The sequence below is a fragment of the Streptomyces sp. NPDC045026 genome, from assembly GCF_056432625.1.
The window spans coordinates 350872-364834 of the sequence record NZ_JBWKIS010000004.1; the positions used below are offsets into that span (position 1 = coordinate 350872).

Consider the following 13963-nt stretch of genomic DNA (forward strand, 5'->3'; position numbering starts at 1 on the left):
GGTGGGGTGCCGACGACGGCATCAGCATCACGCGTCCCGTCCGGGCCGGATGCTGCGTCAGAGCTGTGACTTGACCGCTCACATGTCAACTATGCGCGTGATCGCGCTCACGCTGCAACCGACTCCCTGATAATTTCAGCAATCGAGTATCACCCTGGCGTCGTCATCAAGTCACTGTCAGAATGGCGCTGTTGATGATCCCTCAGGAGGTTGGGCGTGAGTGAAGCCCGTTCCGGCACCAGCGCGCCGACAGTCCTGCGCATGATCCTCGGCCGCCGGCTGCAGGACATGCGGCTCGGCGCCGGCGCCTCGCTGGAGGACGCGGCAAAAGCACTGCGCGTGAAGACTCTGACGATCCGCCGGCTGGAAAAGGCCGAGGTAGCGCTGAAGCCTCTCTACGTGGAGAAGCTCCTGGAGACCTACGGCGCGGACCGCCAGGAGATCGACGAGTTCGTCGACCTGGCCGAGCAAGCCAACGAGCCCGGTTGGTGGCACTCCTACCGCGACGTCGTCCCCAGCTGGTTCACCGCCTACGTCAGCCTGGAGACCGGCGCCAAGACCCTGCGCACCTATGAACCCCAATACGTCACCGGCCTTCTCCAGACTCCCGGCTACGCGCACGCCGTGCTGCGCGGCGGGTTGCCGAACGGCAGCGAGGAGGAGCTCGCGCGCCGCGTGGAGCTGCGGCTGCGCCGCCAGAGCCTCCTGGAGCGGGAGGACGCCCCCACGCTGTGGGTGGTCATGGAGGAAGCTGTCCTGCACCGGGCGGTGGGCAGCCCTGACGTGATGCGGGAGCAGATCGAGCGGCTCCTGGACATGTCCGAGCTCGCGCACGTCAGCCTCGACATCGTGCCCTTCGCCGCGGGTGCGCACGTCGGAGCGTGTGCCCCGTTCACGTACTTCCGGTTCGAGGAACCCGAGCTGCCCGACATCGTCTACAGCGAACTGCTGTCCGCCTCCGTCTACTTGGACCAGCGCGAGGACGTCGTCGCCCATCTCGAGGCGCATTCCCGTCTGTCGCTGCAGACGTCGTCCGAGGACAGCAGGGCGCTCTTGAACCGCATGCGCAAGGAGTACTCATGACGATCACCGACGAGGGCGTCTACAACGGGATGCCGGCCCGCAATCTCGGGGAACAGGGCTGGGAGCGTCCCTGGAGCGGGCCGAACGGCGGTCAGTGCGTCGAGACGAAACAGCTCGCCGACGGCCGCGTGGCCGTACGGCAGTCGACCGACCCGGCCGGGCCGGCGCTGATCTACACGCCGGAGGAGATCGCCGCGTTCGTCCGCGGGGTCAAAGAGGGTCTGGCCGATCACTTGGCCGCCGGGTGAACGGGCGGCGGGCAGTAGGGACGACGACACCGGTCCCGTTCCCGGCCTGCGGGCCGAAAGACACACGCACGAAAGGGAGAACATGACCACCAGGCAGGCCGGCCGGGATCTCGACACGAGCAGGGCGCACTCGGCCCGGATGTACGACTACTTCCTCGGCGGCAAGGACCACTTCGAGGTCGACAAGGAGGCGGCCCTGCTCGCCGCCAAGGCCCACCCCGGCCTCCCCGTGACCGCGCGCGAGAACCGGGCGTTCATGCACCGGGCCACCCGTGTGCTGGCGCAGGAGCACGGCATCCGCCAGTGGCTCGACATCGGCACGGGCATCCCGACCGAGCCCAACCTGCACCAGGTCGCCCAGTCCGTCGCCGGCGATGCCCGCGTCGTGTACGTCGACAACGACCCCCTCGTCCTCAAGTACGCCGAACGTCTCATGCGCAGCACGACGCAGGGACGCACGGCCTACATCGAGGCCGACGTCACCGACCCCGATGCGCTGATGAGCGCCGTGGAGGACTCCGAGGTCCTGGACTTCAACCAGCCCATCGCCCTCACCCTCAACGCGCTGATGCACTTCGTCACCGACCCGCACGACCCGTACGCCATCGTCCGTCGGCTGCTCGACCCGCTCCCGGCGGGCAGCGCCCTCGCCATGAACCACTGCACGCCCGACTTCGACCCCGACACCTGGAACGGGGTCGCTGAGGCCTACACCAACTCCGGGACTCCGGTGCAGTTCCGTTCACACGGCGATGTCCGCCGCTTCTTCGACGGGCTCGACCTGATCGACCCCGGCATCTGCTGCTGCCACCGCTGGCGTCCCGCCGACCCCGACGCCGGGACGGAGATCGCGGACGCCGAGATCAGCCTGTTGGCGGGCGTAGGCATCAAATCCTGACCGGGGTGAGGCCGACAGCCCGGCCGACGGCTGGGCTGTCGGCGTCCGCAGCGCAGTTGACCAGGGGGCGTGAGTGCGCCCGACTGCTGGGTGAGTTCCGGCGTACGGTGGTGCTGGTGCCGCCCGGGGATGAACCCGTCCCGGAAGAGCCCTGTGCCCCCCCGGCCTCGAGGGCGTCGGTGTCGAAGCCCGTACAGCGCAGCAGGAGCCCCTCTCACGGAGCGCGTCCCTCGTGGTGGCACGGCGACAGGGGCGGGGTGGAGATCCCGAACTCCGCACAGCGCGCGGCCACTTCGGTGTCGCGCAGGCCCACGGCGAACCGGCCGATCAGATGCATCCCGGTGTCGTCGGGCGCGAGGGTGATCAAGTCGCTGCAGTGGCGTGCGACGGCATCGATCAGCGCCGCCTGCCGCGTGGAGTAGAGCGTCCGCATCCGCCGGATGTGGCGCGGGAGATGGCCCTCCGAGATGAAGTCGACCAGGACTGGCTGATCATGGTGAGTTTCTCGATCGGCGGCACGGTCAGTGTCGAGACGACGGGGCGTCCGTTGTGGTTCACCCCACGTTTCGACCTGCCTGGCCAACAGCTGATCGTCGCCGGATACGCGGACGCGCGTGAGCGTGAGGAGCAGCTGGCCGACACCTTCGGCAGCATGCAGTGGCTGTGGTCTGAGGACGACTTCCTCCGGTTCGACAAGGACAGCCTGGAACTCTGCAGCGCCACGTTCTTCCTCCCGTTCCGGTCCGCTCCTTACGAGGCGGAACACGGGGCGGCGGCACAGCCGCCGAGCGTGCCGGCCGGGCTGCGGGCCAACGAGCCGTCGGAGTTCGAACTACTGCAGACGACCGTGTTCCGCTGCGCCCCGGACGGCGCCGAGCTGGTGTGCCTGAGCGCCCCGAACCTGCTCGACAGGCAGCCGGACGCTCGGATCGGAATCGCCCCCGACCTGGAACTGCTGGTCCACGAGGGCGCCTTGACCGGCTGGCGCCTCCTCGACCCTGCCCGCTGTCTCACCAGCGGCTTCACCACCCCGGACACCGATTCCCCGCCTTCCCCGACGACTCGCCGCCACCTCGCCGAGTGCCTGCGTCTTGTCTCCGCACCCGTCGTCGACTCCGTCATGGAGCAGGACGCAGACGCGTGGCGCGACCTGCTCGCGCTCAAGCGTGCCGTGCGCGAGCAGCACGACGACCGGCCTCGCGCGGATGTCGTGCAAGCTGTGATCGAGCGGTTGGTCGAGGACAACGAGTAGCGACTCCAGCAAAACGACAACCGGACCTGCCCTAGCCGCCCCAAGCAGCCGGCTCCGGCTCTGGGGCGCTCGCTCGATGGGGCACGGCGACCATCGACCGCCATCGCTTGACGAACCACACTCCGGGCAGGCAGCAGCCCGAAGCAGGGAACCCGGCGGGGTTGCCGCTGGAGTTCCCCGCTTCGGGCGGAAGGGAAGCCTGGTGAGGGCTACTTGCCGGTTCCGCTGAGGTGGGCCGCCCACGGGTAGTAGACGTAGTCGAACGCTGCCGGCGCACCGGTGATCTTGCTGCCGAGCCACACGTCGTTCGTCAGCTGGATGCCGGAGAACATGGGATCCATCTCGTCGTGCAGCTTCCGCTCCATCTGGAGGACCAGCTTGGAGCGGGCGCTCTCGTCCTTCGTGCCTATCGCCTTGGCGTAGAGCCCGTCGATGCCCTTGTAGCCGGACTGGTTGAAGGTGCCGCCGGTCACCGCTGTGAGGCCCAGCCAGTCGAGCGGGTTCGGGATGTTCGGCCAGAACTGCGTGTACAGCAGGTCGGTGCTGCCACGCGTCGCCGGGTCGTAGAGGTAGTTCGAGTAGCCGGTCGCGGGGACGACGTCGAGCTTGAACTTCAGGCCGATCTTGTCGGCCGCGTCCTTGATCCCGATGCCCAACTGCTGTGTCTCCGCCTGCTGCGGGACGACGAGGCTGATCTGCTTCGACTTCACGTCGGCCGGAACGCCGGCGAGCAGCTTCTTCGCCTCGTCGATCTTCGCGGTGCCGTTGGTCTTGACCGAGTCGGCGTACGAGGTCAGGTCGTCCTTCGCGAATCCGTACACGGCCGGAACGGTCTGCAGCGAAGCAGGGGTCCCCTCACCGGCGTACACCTGCTTGCCGATGCCCTTCCAGTCGATGGCCATCTGGAGCGCCTTGCGCACGTCGGCGTTGCCCATCGCGCCCTTGTGGTTCGCGACCACGAGCGTGACGGCCAGGGGCGCGGGCCCCGAATAGAGCTTGCCCGCCGACGACGCCCTCAACTGGGACAGCCCGGCCACCGGCGGACCGTACGTTCCGTCGATCTGGCCCGAGAGCAGGCCGGAGGTGATCGCGGAGTCGTCGGTAAGGAACGTGAAGTCGATGTTCTTCACCTTCCGCGGCAGCGACTTGTTCCAGTAGCCGTCGTAGCGGCTCGCGCTGATCGACTGGCCCCGCGTCCACTTGGCGAACTTGTAGGGGCCGGTGCACATGACGCCGACGCCCGGCGTACCGGCCTTCTTGCCGTGCTGCTCGTAGAACTTCTTCTGGACGACGACACCGGCGTAGCTCGCCAGCTCGTCGTTGAAGAGGTAGTCGGGCTTCTTGAGCTTGACGGTCACTTCGGCGGTGCCCGTCTTCATGACCGAGGCAACGTTCGAGTACAGGTAGCCGTAGAAGCTCGCCTTGTCCGTCATGTTGTGCCGCATGCTCCACACGACGTCGTCGGCGGTCATCGGCGAGCCGTCCCAGAAGGTGACGTCGCTGCGCAGCTTGTAGACCCAGGTCTTCGGGTCGGGGTTGGCGTACGACGTCGCCAGATTGGGCTTGATCTTGAAGTCGGGCGTCTGGGCGAGCAGGGTCTCGCACATGTTCGAGTTGATCATGTTCGGCGTGTAGTCGGCCGACTGGAAGGGGTCGACATTCTGCGGCTCGCCCTGGAAGACGTTCCAGGTGATCTTGTCGACCGAGCCCTTGCCCGCCGGCGTGAAGTTCGTCAGCGCGCCGGAGGACTTGGTCGCTTCGGTGTCGGGTGTGCCTCCTCCGGAGCAGCCGGCCAGCACGAGGGTGGTGGCGACGACGACGGCGAGTGCCGATGCCCGTCTGCCGGGGCGGGGTGAGTACATGGCACAACTCCTGGTCAGTGTCGGGCTGTGAGGGTTTCGGGGTCCCACCCGCTGCGGGGGACGCTGTCGCGCAACAGGCGGGTGTAGGGGTCCTGGGGGTTGTCGAGCACGTCGGCGGTGGGTCCTTGCTCGACGACGGCGCCGTGCCGCATGACGATCGTGTCGTCGGTCACCTGGCGGATGACGGCGAGATCGTGGCTGATGAACAGGTAGCTCACGCCACGCTTGCGTCGGATGTCCGAGAGCAGGTTGAGGATCTGGGCCTGGATCGAGACGTCCAGGGCGGACACGGCCTCGTCGAGGATGAGGATGTCCGGATCGGCGGCGAGGGCGCGGGCGATGGCGACGCGCTGGCGCTGCCCTCCCGAGAGTGACCTCGGCAGTGCGGCCAGCTGCCGGTCGTCGAGTCCGACGAGCTCGGCGAGTTCGCTCACGCGCTTCCTGGTCTCGTCACGGCCGAGCCGGGAATGAACGCCGACGACTTCCGCGAGGCAGTCGCCGACGCGCTGGCGGCGGTCGAGCGAGGTGTACGGGTCCTGGAAGACGATCTGGATGTCCCGGCCCCGCTGACGGCGGCTGCGTGCGGAGCGCGCCGGATGGGTACGGTCCTGGCCCCGGAACGTGATGCGGCCGCCGGAGGGACGCTCCAGGCCGATGATCATCCGTGCCGTGGTCGTCTTGCCGGAGCCGGATTCGCCGACGATGCCGAGGGACCCGCCCGGAGCCAGGGCGAAGCTCACGTCGGCGACCGCGGTCGCCTGGGCACGCCCATGGCCGAACGTCTTGGTCAGGTGCTCGACCACGAGAAGCGGTTCGGTCATCGCTGGACCTCCTCGTTCGAAGCGGAGCCGACGTGCTCCTGCGGCACCAACTGGCCGCGCAGGCCGGGCATCCGGACGCACCGGGTCTGCGACGCACCGATCTGCAGCAGGGGCGGCACTCCCGCCCGGCACGCCTCCTGCGCGAAGGAACAGCGCGGCGCGAACGCGCAGCCGTCCGGCGCCTCGTAGGCGGTGGTCGGATGACCGTTGATCGCGGGCAGCCTGTCGACGCGTCGGTCGATCTCGGGTCGTGCCCGCACCAGTGCGGCGGTGTACGGGTGGAGCGGGTCCTCGTGCAACCGCACCGACGCCTGACGCTCCATGACCTGGCCGGCGTACAGCACGATCGTCTCGTCGCACACGGCACCGGCGAGTTCCAGGTCGTGCGTGATGAAGAGCATCGCCATGCCGTACTCGCGCTGCATGCGCCGGAGAATCGCCATGACTTCCGCCTGGGTGGTGACGTCGAGCGCGGTCGTCGGCTCGTCCGCGAGGATGAGCCGGGGTCGCGCGACGACGGCGGCAGCGATCATCACCCGTTGCAGCAGACCGCCGGAGAGCTCGTGCGGGAACTGCCGCAGCCGGCGCTCCGGGTCCCCGATCCCGACCTCGGCGAGCAGCTCCTGTGCGCGCTTGCGAGCGGCGGACTTCGGCATCCGCTCGTTGATGCGCATCGCCTCGGTGAGGAAGTCGCCGATCGTGCGTACGGGGTTCGTGTAGGCCCGTGCGTCCTGGAAGATCATCGCGACACTCTTGGCCCGGTAGGACCGCAAGGCGTCGGCGCGAAGGTCGAACACCTCGGTGCCGTCGAAGCGGACACCGCCCCGGACGTCGGCGCCGTCGGGCAGCAGGCGCGCGATGGTGCGCACCATCATCGACTTGCCGGAGCCGGACTCGCCGACCAGGCCGAGCGTACTTCCACGGTCGAGCGAGAACGAGACGTCGCGCAGCACGGTGCGCAGCTCGCCCGCGACCGGCAACTGGACTGTCAGATCCTCGACTTCGAGAAGTGCGTTCACGAGCGGGCCTCCCAGCGCTCCGTGAGCCGGTCGCCGAGCATGTTCACGGCCCCGACGGTGACGACGATGAGCGCGCTGGCGAACAGCGCCTCCTGCGGGTGTTGCTGCAACACACCGGCCATACCGGTGCCGACCATCGCGCCCCAGTCCGAGGTCGGCGGCTGCACCCCGAGCCCGATGAAGGAGAGGCCGGCGAGGTCCATCAGGGCGAACCCGAAGGCGAGGGTGGCGTTGGCGACGATCAGCCCGCCCACGTTGGGCAGGATGTGCCCCAGCGCGATCCGCAGCCCGTGCACGCCCTGGACCTGCAGCGCCGCGATGTAGGGCAGGTGGCGCTCGCGCAGCGCCGCGCTCCGCACGATCCGTGCGATGTACGGGATGTAGGCGATGGACAGCGCCACCACGGCGGCCGTCAGGCCGGACCCGAACAGGGCGGTCGCCAGGATCGCGAGGAGCAGACCGGGGAAGGCGAACACCGCGTCGACGACGCGCACCACCATCTGGTCGAACCATCCGCCGAACCACACGGCCGCGAGCGCGAGGAGCGTCCCGAGGAGCGTCGAGAGCACCACGACGAGGAACGGTCCGACCAGCGCGGTCCGGGAGCCGTGGACGAGACGCGAGAGAAGGTCCCGCCCGCTCGCGTCGGTTCCCAGCAGGTGGGCGCCGCTCGAACTCTGGTACGCGCCGGAGAGGTCGACGGCGTTCGGGGCCTGCGGTGAGAGGAGCGGCGCGAGGACGGCGCAGCAGACGACCAGTCCGAGGAGGGTGAGCGACACCCAGCCGGACATGCCGATGCCTCTCGTGCCCCGCGTCGTTCGCCGGCCGGTCTTTCGGGATCCGATGCGGCGTACCGCTGCTGTTGCGCTCATGAGTCCTTCTTCCCGATCGACACGCGCGGGTCGAGCAGTGTGTAGGCGATGTCGATGAGGGTGTTCAGCAGGATGAAGGCGGCGACGTACATCAGGCAGATCGCCTGTACGACGGGGAAGTCCTTCTGCTGCACCGAACTGACGAGGAACTGGCCGAGCCCTCCGAGCTGGAAGACCTGTTCCACGACGACGCTTCCGGCGATCAGGCCCGCGATCGTGAGACCGGCGACAGTGAGCACCGGCATCGCGGCGTTGCGCATCACGTGTCTGCGTACGACTGCCCCACGGGGCAGTCCGCGGCTGGTCGCCGTCTGCACGTGATCGGCCGACAACTCCTGTCGGACCGCGGTCTGGGCGAGTCGCGCGACGAACGCGACGGACGCGAGCGCGAGCGCGATCGACGGAAGAACCATGTGGTAGACCTCGTCGAGGCCCGAACGGCCCGCGCCGAACACCGGGAACCACTCCAATTGGACCGCGAACACGATGATCAGCACGACCGCTCCGACGAAGGTCGGCACCGCCATGACGGCCGTCGCGCCGGCCATGGCGGCCCTTGACAGCCAGCCGGGCTTGAGACCGGCGAGCGTGCCGATGGTCAACCCGAGCACCAGGACGATCGCCGCGGCCATGAGGACGAGCAGCGTGGTCGCCGAGGCGCGGCTTCCGACCAGCGACGACACGGGTTGGTTGTAGATGATCGAGGTTCCGAAGTCGCCGTGCAGCACGCCGCCCAGCCACCTCAGGTACTGCTGCCAGATGGAGTCGTCGAGGTGATACTCGGCCTTGATCGCGGCGATCGCTTCGGGGGTCATGGTGCGACCGTGCGTGAGATAGGTGAGCGGGTTTCCAGGGGCGGCGTAGAGCGCTCCGAAGACGACCAGGCTCGCGATGAACAAGGTCACCGCAAGTCCCACGATGCGAACGGCGACGAACCGCGCTATCGCCCCGCCGGGCCGTTGCTTCGCCTTCGCCTTCGCCTGCCCCGACGGCACGGGCGCCGGCAGGGTCGCGTCGCTCATCGGTTCACCTCCGCCTGTGCGTGATGGACCACGCGGCCACCCACGACCGTCCGCAGCACTCGCGTGTCGAGCAGTTCCTCGAGCGGCCGGGCGAAGATGTCCCGGTCAAGCACGATGAAGTCGGCGTACAGCCCTTCGGCGATACGGCCGTGAAGGTGCTCGGAGCGGCTCGCCCAGGCGGCGTCACGCGTGGCGTGCACGATCGCGTTCGCCAACGGCAGGGCGTAGTGCGCGAGGTTGGCGGGCAGCGACGGATTCAGTGCCGAACGCCGTGTCGCCGCGATGAACATGTTGGGCAGCGGCGCGTGCGGCGAGGTCGGGGAGTCGGTGCCGAGCACGAGCGTGGCCCCGGCCTCGGTCATCTCGGGCCACGGGAAGCCGCGGTCGACCCGTTCGTCGCCGAGTACGCGCCGCCAGTTCTCCTGGATGGCCGGATCGGCGTGCACGGGCTGCATGCTCGCCGTGATGCCGAGTGCTGCCAGTCGGTCGATGTCCGCGGGGTCGACGACTTCGAGATGTTCTATGCGGTGGCGGCGCTCCTTGGGGCCGTTGAGAGCGACGGCCTGCTCGACGGCGCCGATCGCGACCCGGATCGCCTCGTCACCGATGGCGTGCATGGCGACCTGCAGTCCGGCTGCGTCCGCGGCGGCCACCACCGGTGCGAGTGCGGCAGGACCCCAGATCGGATCGGCGTTCGTGCCGTCCACGTAGGGCTTCCCGAGCGATGCGGTGCACCCGTCGACGGTTCCGTCGACCATGACCTTGATGCCGGTCACGCGCAGGAACGGGGTCGAGTGGTGGGCGGCGAGTTCGACAGCGCGCTCGACCTGAGCGAGATTCCCGGCTTCGTCTCCGGTGGGCTGGACGCGCCAGAACGCGCCGATGCGCGTGGTCAAGGCGCCCGCCGCGTCGGCACGACACATCGCCGCGTAGTCGTCCTCGCCCAGCGCCATCTCGGTCGAACCGACGATCCCGGACTCGGCGTACGCCGCGAGGGCGACCGCCAGGGCCTCGTCACGGTCGGAGTCACTGGTGAAGCCGTCCAGCACCGGCCACACGAGGTGGTGCATCGCGGTCTCGTCGACGAGGCCGGTGGCCACGCCCTGCTCGTCCCGGTGGACGGTTCCCCCGGGTGGTGATGCCGTGCTGTCGTCGATGCCGACTTCGGCGAGGGCCGCCGAGTTCAGCCAGATCGAATGGAAGTCGTATGCCTGCGCGTAGACGGGCCGGTCGGCGACGACGGCGTCGAGCATGCCTCGATCAGGTGCGCCGCCCGGGATGTCACCGTGCTTCCAACCGGTGGCGAGCACGCGAGGTGCGTCGGGGTTCTCCCCCGCCCACGTGCGGATGCGCCGCTGTATCTCCTCCACCGTGTTGGCGCCCCAGAGATCGACCTGGGCCGCTGCTTCGCCGGTTCCGACCACGTGCGCGTGGCCGTCGACGAATCCGGGGAGGACGGTCGAGCTGCCGAGGTCGTGGATCAGGGCATCCGGTCCGGCCACGCGAGCTGCGGTGGCCCCGTCGCCGACGTAGGCGAGCCGGTCGCCCACCACCACGAGCGAGTCGGCCCAGGTGCGTTGGTCGGAGGTGAAGATGCGGGCGTTGCGGTAGAGATGAACGGGCTTGGTCACGTCGTTGTCCATCGGGTTCCTCAGAACTGGTCGAGACCCTCGCGGGCCGCGGTGTCGGGGTTGCCTGCCCGGTACTGGAGTGCGAAGCCGGGAAGGTCGAGAGATGCCGTGAGCAACGTGCTCCACTGTTCGTGGCCCGGTTGGGACGTGTCGGCGTGGACGCACACCACCGCGGCGCCGCCGTCGCCGCCGCAGAAGGCGGCCGCGCGCTCCGGCGCGGAGCGGCCGGTCATGCCTCGGCGCACACCGCGCGCGTGGAGGTACCGCTCGGCCGACACCGATTCCGGAGTGCTGGTGTCACCGCCGGCGAGGCCGGGATCGAGAAAGTGGTTGGTGTGGATGACCCAGCCGTCGGCATCGGGTTCCACCACGGCGATTCCGGAGGGTGACATCTCGATGGACGCCGCTGCGGCGTGGCCGTCTCGGTAGGTCGCGACGGTCAGCACGGTGGATGCGCTCAGGGTCGCGGAGGCGACGATGTCGCGGGCCTCCGCCACCGTTGTCGCCTCCTCGAGGACGCGACGCGCAACAGCATGGACGGGCACGCCGCCGGTGTCGTTGTCGGAGCGATGCCTCAGGATGTTGAAATGCACGCCGAGTCCGGCGTCGTTCACCCCGATCTTCGCGGCCGTGCCGAACTCGGTGAAGAGCTTCACCCGGCGTTGCGTTCCGGTCACGAGTGACAGCAGGAGACCGTCCGGCGTGAGCGAGTCGTGCCAGTCCCACGTCTGGATCGTCTCGGGTGGGCCACCAAAGGGCGGTGTGTGCACGGCGGTCGTGCACTCGCCCTTCCCGGGCACGGCAGCGAGCACTTCGGTCCGTGCACCGACCGCTGCCACTTGCCAGGGCTCGATTCCTGATGCCTCGGCGATTCCGTCCGACTCCTCGACGAGACCCGGGTACCAGTCGCGCAAGCCCTCGTAGCTGTGGGCGGCTATGTCGCGGACGGTCGTTTCCGAGATGCCCAGAACCTTGAAATGCGCCAGGTAGCGGGCGCTGACATCACGCACCTGGTCCGCGTGTCGCGTGCCGATCTCGCGTCCACGGTCGCGGAAATCGGTGGTGGTCGTGCGCAGTGTGTGCAGCTTCATGGTGTTGCTGTCCGACCTTTGCTTGTGAAGCACGTCACGGTGAGAGGTGGGCGATAAGCTAGGTCCATAAAACGTTTAATACAATGGCGTTGCCCGTGCCGCTCTCTGCTCTCGCTGTCGCCCGGCCTGCGTCGGAAACCCCGGTCCGGCGGCGTGACGCAGCAGCGGGAAGGTACGAACCAAGGAGGTTGCCGTGGCTCGATCGAAGGGCGTGACCATTCGCGATGTCGCCCGGCGCGCGGGTGTCTCGGTCGCGGCGGTGTCGATGGCGCTCAATGACACCGGGACGCTGAGCGCGGCCACGCGACTGCGCGTCCGGGCCGTCGCCGAGGAGATGGAGTACGAAGCCGACGCCCTCGCGCGCGGCCTGCGACGCTCGTCGGTCGGGGCGATCGGACTCGTCATGCGATCGCTGGACGCGCTGGGCGAGTACGCGCCGCGGGGCGTCGACGTGTTCACGCGCTACATCGGGGCCGCCTCGGCGCAGGCGATGGACCGCGGACTCAGCCTGATGCTCGTGCCTGACCCGACCAAGCGGCCGACACCACCGTTCGCGCTGTCGCTCGACGGCTACATCGTGATGATGCCGCACGTGGATGATCCGGTGATCGGCCTCCTCGAACGGCGCGGGATCCCGTACGTGACGCTGGGACGCGATCCCAGCCGCCCGGATTTCACCGACTGGGCCACCGAGAACGACGGCTCCAACTTCCGGCGCATCTACGAGCACTTCGCCGCATCCGGTGCCCGATCGATCGTGCTGTTGCGCGGAGCCGACCCCAATGCCTGGAACATCGACAGCGAGGCGACGTATCGCGCATGGTGTGAGAGCGCCGGGATCACGCCGCGCGTCTACATGTCGGCCGAGCGCGCCGGCGAGCACGGCGGTGAGAACATCGCGCACACGATCGTGGACGACGGGATCCCCGATGCGATCCTGTGCCACACCGGCCGTCAGGCGGTCGGAGTGCTAGCGGGCCTCACGGCTCGCGGCGTCGCTGTGCCCGATCGGACGATGCTTGCCGCGGCTTCCGACTCCGAGCACACCCGGCACAGCCGACCCGCCATCTCGGCGGTCGAACTCTACGCCGAGGAAACGACGTTGGCGCTGCTGGACCTTCTCCAGGCGCGCATCGCGGGCGAGCCGAGCGTGGGCCCGGTCCTGACAACCGCCCGGTTCCGGGTCCGCGCCTCCTCGCGACGCACCACACGCAGGCCTGAGAGCGGCGATTCCAGCGAGAGCGGCTGACCCCGGAGCCGAGGCGAAGGACGCCTTGGCATCCGCCGAGCGGATCGAGGCGTGGATCCGCCAAGCGGTCTTCACCGCCTGAGCTCGGGACCGCGCCCATTCCATCTGGTCCAACCAGATTTGAAGTTAAGGGCCGACGTGGCCGTCAGCCAACTCGAAAAGGCCTGGACCGCCTTGCCTGGGGAGCGGACCAGCAGCCCGAGCATCTGGGGCGGTGGGGGTGGCCCCGACGAGCTGGCGCTGGAGTTCGACTCAAGCGAGAAACGACAACCGCACCTCCCGCCGCGCGTTGTCCTTGTTCGTGTCGACCAGGCACACCGACTGCCACGTGCCCAGTTCCAGGGTGCCGGCGATCACCGGGAGGGTCGCGTGGGGTGGGACCAGGGCCGGGAGGACGTGGTCGCGGCCGTGGCCCGGGGAGCCGTGGCGGTGTTGCCAGCGGTCATCCGCGGGGAGCAGTGAATGGAGGACCGCGAGGAGGTCGTCGTCGCTGCCCGCGCCCGTTTCGATGACGGCCACGCCGGCCGTCGCGTGGGGCACGAAGATGTTGAGCAGGCCGTCGCGCCCCTCGGCGACCTCGCTCAGGAAGGTCTGGCAGTCGTGGGTCAGGTCGACGACCCGCTCCGCGGAGCCGGTGGACACGTTCAGGATGCGCGTGGTGAAGGCGTCGGACATGGATCCATCCTCACGCATCGGGCACCGTACGCGCCCGATCCGCGCCCGTCACCTGATACGGCGCGTCCATCCATCGAGACGGCATTGACCATGCGTCGACAAAGTGGCTACTTTCTGCGGCATGTTGCGTTCAGTTCTGCTCACCACGCGCGGTCACATCGACCTGCTGCGGGTGGCCTCCGCCGCGTGTCGCCGCGGCCGCTGACGCCCTTTCCCCGCATCTCCTGCTACGTCGCGTAG

At 68.7% G+C, this 13963-nt stretch carries 15 protein-coding genes; 6 read left to right on the forward strand and 9 right to left on the reverse strand.

Features of this window, described 5'->3' with window-relative positions; all coding sequences use genetic code 11:
• Positions 1–216: 216 nt before the first annotated feature.
• From AC07EJ_RS12115 to AC07EJ_RS12125, 3 genes are all read left to right on the forward strand, one after another.
• Entirely contained in the window at positions 217–1083 is an 867-nt protein-coding gene (locus AC07EJ_RS12115; RefSeq protein WP_389476693.1) for a helix-turn-helix domain-containing protein, read from the forward strand.
• Positions 1080–1331: a DUF397 domain-containing protein gene (locus tag AC07EJ_RS12120; RefSeq protein WP_148020507.1), complete on the forward strand. Its 252-nt coding sequence runs from the start codon at positions 1080–1082 to the stop codon at positions 1329–1331. Before AC07EJ_RS12115 ends, AC07EJ_RS12120 begins: the two co-directional genes overlap by 4 nt.
• A gap of 82 nt (positions 1332–1413) precedes the next feature.
• The gene (locus tag AC07EJ_RS12125; RefSeq protein ID WP_389476695.1) at positions 1414–2229 is read left to right on the forward strand and encodes an SAM-dependent methyltransferase; all 816 of its coding nucleotides are present in this window, start codon (positions 1414–1416) and stop codon (positions 2227–2229) included.
• Positions 2230–2443: 214 nt separating this feature from the next.
• On the opposite strand, the gene AC07EJ_RS12130 is transcribed toward AC07EJ_RS12125, so the two are convergent.
• On the reverse strand, positions 2444–2662 hold the full coding sequence (locus AC07EJ_RS12130) for a hypothetical protein (protein WP_478884165.1): 219 nt from the start codon (positions 2660–2662) through the stop codon (positions 2444–2446).
• Positions 2663–2683: 21 nt separating this feature from the next.
• Here AC07EJ_RS12130 and AC07EJ_RS12135 point away from each other — a divergent pair, with 21 nt between their 5' ends.
• On the forward strand, positions 2684–3481 hold the full coding sequence (locus AC07EJ_RS12135; protein WP_478884166.1) for a hypothetical protein: 798 nt from the start codon (positions 2684–2686) through the stop codon (positions 3479–3481).
• Positions 3482–3690: 209 nt separating this feature from the next.
• On the opposite strand, the gene AC07EJ_RS12140 is transcribed toward AC07EJ_RS12135, so the two are convergent.
• From AC07EJ_RS12140 to AC07EJ_RS12170, 7 genes are read right to left on the reverse strand one after another with little or no spacing between them, the layout of a single operon-like run.
• Positions 3691–5343 carry an ABC transporter substrate-binding protein gene (locus tag AC07EJ_RS12140; RefSeq protein WP_389476700.1) on the reverse strand — a complete coding sequence of 551 codons (1653 nt, stop codon included), beginning with the start codon at positions 5341–5343 and terminating at the stop codon, positions 3691–3693.
• A 14-nt stretch (positions 5344–5357) separates the two neighbouring features.
• The gene (locus tag AC07EJ_RS12145; protein WP_389476702.1) at positions 5358–6164 is read right to left on the reverse strand and encodes an ABC transporter ATP-binding protein; all 807 of its coding nucleotides are present in this window, start codon (positions 6162–6164) and stop codon (positions 5358–5360) included.
• Positions 6161–7183 carry an ABC transporter ATP-binding protein gene (locus AC07EJ_RS12150; protein WP_478884167.1) on the reverse strand — a complete coding sequence of 341 codons (1023 nt, stop codon included), beginning with the start codon at positions 7181–7183 and terminating at the stop codon, positions 6161–6163. The genes AC07EJ_RS12145 and AC07EJ_RS12150 overlap by 4 nt, the downstream gene beginning before the upstream one ends.
• Positions 7180–8055: an ABC transporter permease gene (locus AC07EJ_RS12155; RefSeq protein WP_389476706.1), complete on the reverse strand. Its 876-nt coding sequence runs from the start codon at positions 8053–8055 to the stop codon at positions 7180–7182. The genes AC07EJ_RS12150 and AC07EJ_RS12155 overlap by 4 nt, the downstream gene beginning before the upstream one ends.
• Positions 8052–9077, reverse strand: a complete 1026-nt coding sequence (locus AC07EJ_RS12160) for an ABC transporter permease (protein WP_389476708.1) — start codon at positions 9075–9077, stop codon at positions 8052–8054. Before AC07EJ_RS12160 ends, AC07EJ_RS12155 begins: the two co-directional genes overlap by 4 nt.
• Positions 9074–10708 (reverse strand): amidohydrolase, encoded by a 1635-nt coding sequence (locus tag AC07EJ_RS12165; protein WP_478884168.1) that lies wholly within the window; start codon positions 10706–10708, stop codon positions 9074–9076. Before AC07EJ_RS12165 ends, AC07EJ_RS12160 begins: the two co-directional genes overlap by 4 nt.
• A gap of 20 nt (positions 10709–10728) precedes the next feature.
• Positions 10729–11799: a C45 family autoproteolytic acyltransferase/hydolase gene (locus tag AC07EJ_RS12170; protein ID WP_478884169.1), complete on the reverse strand. Its 1071-nt coding sequence runs from the start codon at positions 11797–11799 to the stop codon at positions 10729–10731.
• Positions 11800–11992: 193 nt separating this feature from the next.
• On the opposite strand from AC07EJ_RS12170, the gene AC07EJ_RS12175 reads away from it, so the two are divergent.
• Positions 11993–13048 carry a LacI family DNA-binding transcriptional regulator gene (locus tag AC07EJ_RS12175; protein ID WP_389476714.1) on the forward strand — a complete coding sequence of 352 codons (1056 nt, stop codon included), beginning with the start codon at positions 11993–11995 and terminating at the stop codon, positions 13046–13048.
• A 252-nt stretch (positions 13049–13300) separates the two neighbouring features.
• Here the strand turns inward: AC07EJ_RS12175 and AC07EJ_RS12180 are convergent, their stop codons facing one another.
• The gene (locus AC07EJ_RS12180; protein ID WP_389476716.1) at positions 13301–13723 is read right to left on the reverse strand and encodes a YjbQ family protein; all 423 of its coding nucleotides are present in this window, start codon (positions 13721–13723) and stop codon (positions 13301–13303) included.
• A gap of 121 nt (positions 13724–13844) precedes the next feature.
• Between AC07EJ_RS12180 and AC07EJ_RS12185 the strand changes: the two genes are divergently transcribed.
• Positions 13845–13928 carry a putative leader peptide gene (locus AC07EJ_RS12185; RefSeq protein WP_352340592.1) on the forward strand — a complete coding sequence of 28 codons (84 nt, stop codon included), beginning with the start codon at positions 13845–13847 and terminating at the stop codon, positions 13926–13928.
• The last annotated feature ends 35 nt before the right edge of the window (positions 13929–13963 follow it).

Bases quoted from the DNA above. Each gene is read 5' to 3' on its own strand.
- AC07EJ_RS12120 (WP_148020507.1), top strand. From the start codon at position 1,080: ATGACGATCACCGACGAGGGCGTCTACAACGGGATGCCGGCCCGCAAT.
- AC07EJ_RS12125 (WP_389476695.1), top strand. From the start codon at position 1,414: ATGACCACCAGGCAGGCCGGCCGGGATCTCGACACGAGCAGGGCGCAC.
- AC07EJ_RS12130 (WP_478884165.1), bottom strand. From the start codon at position 2,662: ATGCGGACGCTCTACTCCACGCGGCAGGCGGCGCTGATCGATGCCGTC.
- AC07EJ_RS12135 (WP_478884166.1), top strand. From the start codon at position 2,684: ATGGCCCTCCGAGATGAAGTCGACCAGGACTGGCTGATCATGGTGAGT.
- AC07EJ_RS12140 (WP_389476700.1), bottom strand. From the start codon at position 5,343: ATGTACTCACCCCGCCCCGGCAGACGGGCATCGGCACTCGCCGTCGTC.
- AC07EJ_RS12145 (WP_389476702.1), bottom strand. From the start codon at position 6,164: ATGACCGAACCGCTTCTCGTGGTCGAGCACCTGACCAAGACGTTCGGC.
- AC07EJ_RS12155 (WP_389476706.1), bottom strand. From the start codon at position 8,055: ATGAGCGCAACAGCAGCGGTACGCCGCATCGGATCCCGAAAGACCGGC.
- AC07EJ_RS12160 (WP_389476708.1), bottom strand. From the start codon at position 9,077: ATGAGCGACGCGACCCTGCCGGCGCCCGTGCCGTCGGGGCAGGCGAAG.
- AC07EJ_RS12170 (WP_478884169.1), bottom strand. From the start codon at position 11,799: ATGAAGCTGCACACACTGCGCACGACCACCACCGATTTCCGCGACCGT.
- AC07EJ_RS12180 (WP_389476716.1), bottom strand. From the start codon at position 13,723: ATGTCCGACGCCTTCACCACGCGCATCCTGAACGTGTCCACCGGCTCC.
- AC07EJ_RS12185 (WP_352340592.1), top strand. From the start codon at position 13,845: ATGTTGCGTTCAGTTCTGCTCACCACGCGCGGTCACATCGACCTGCTG.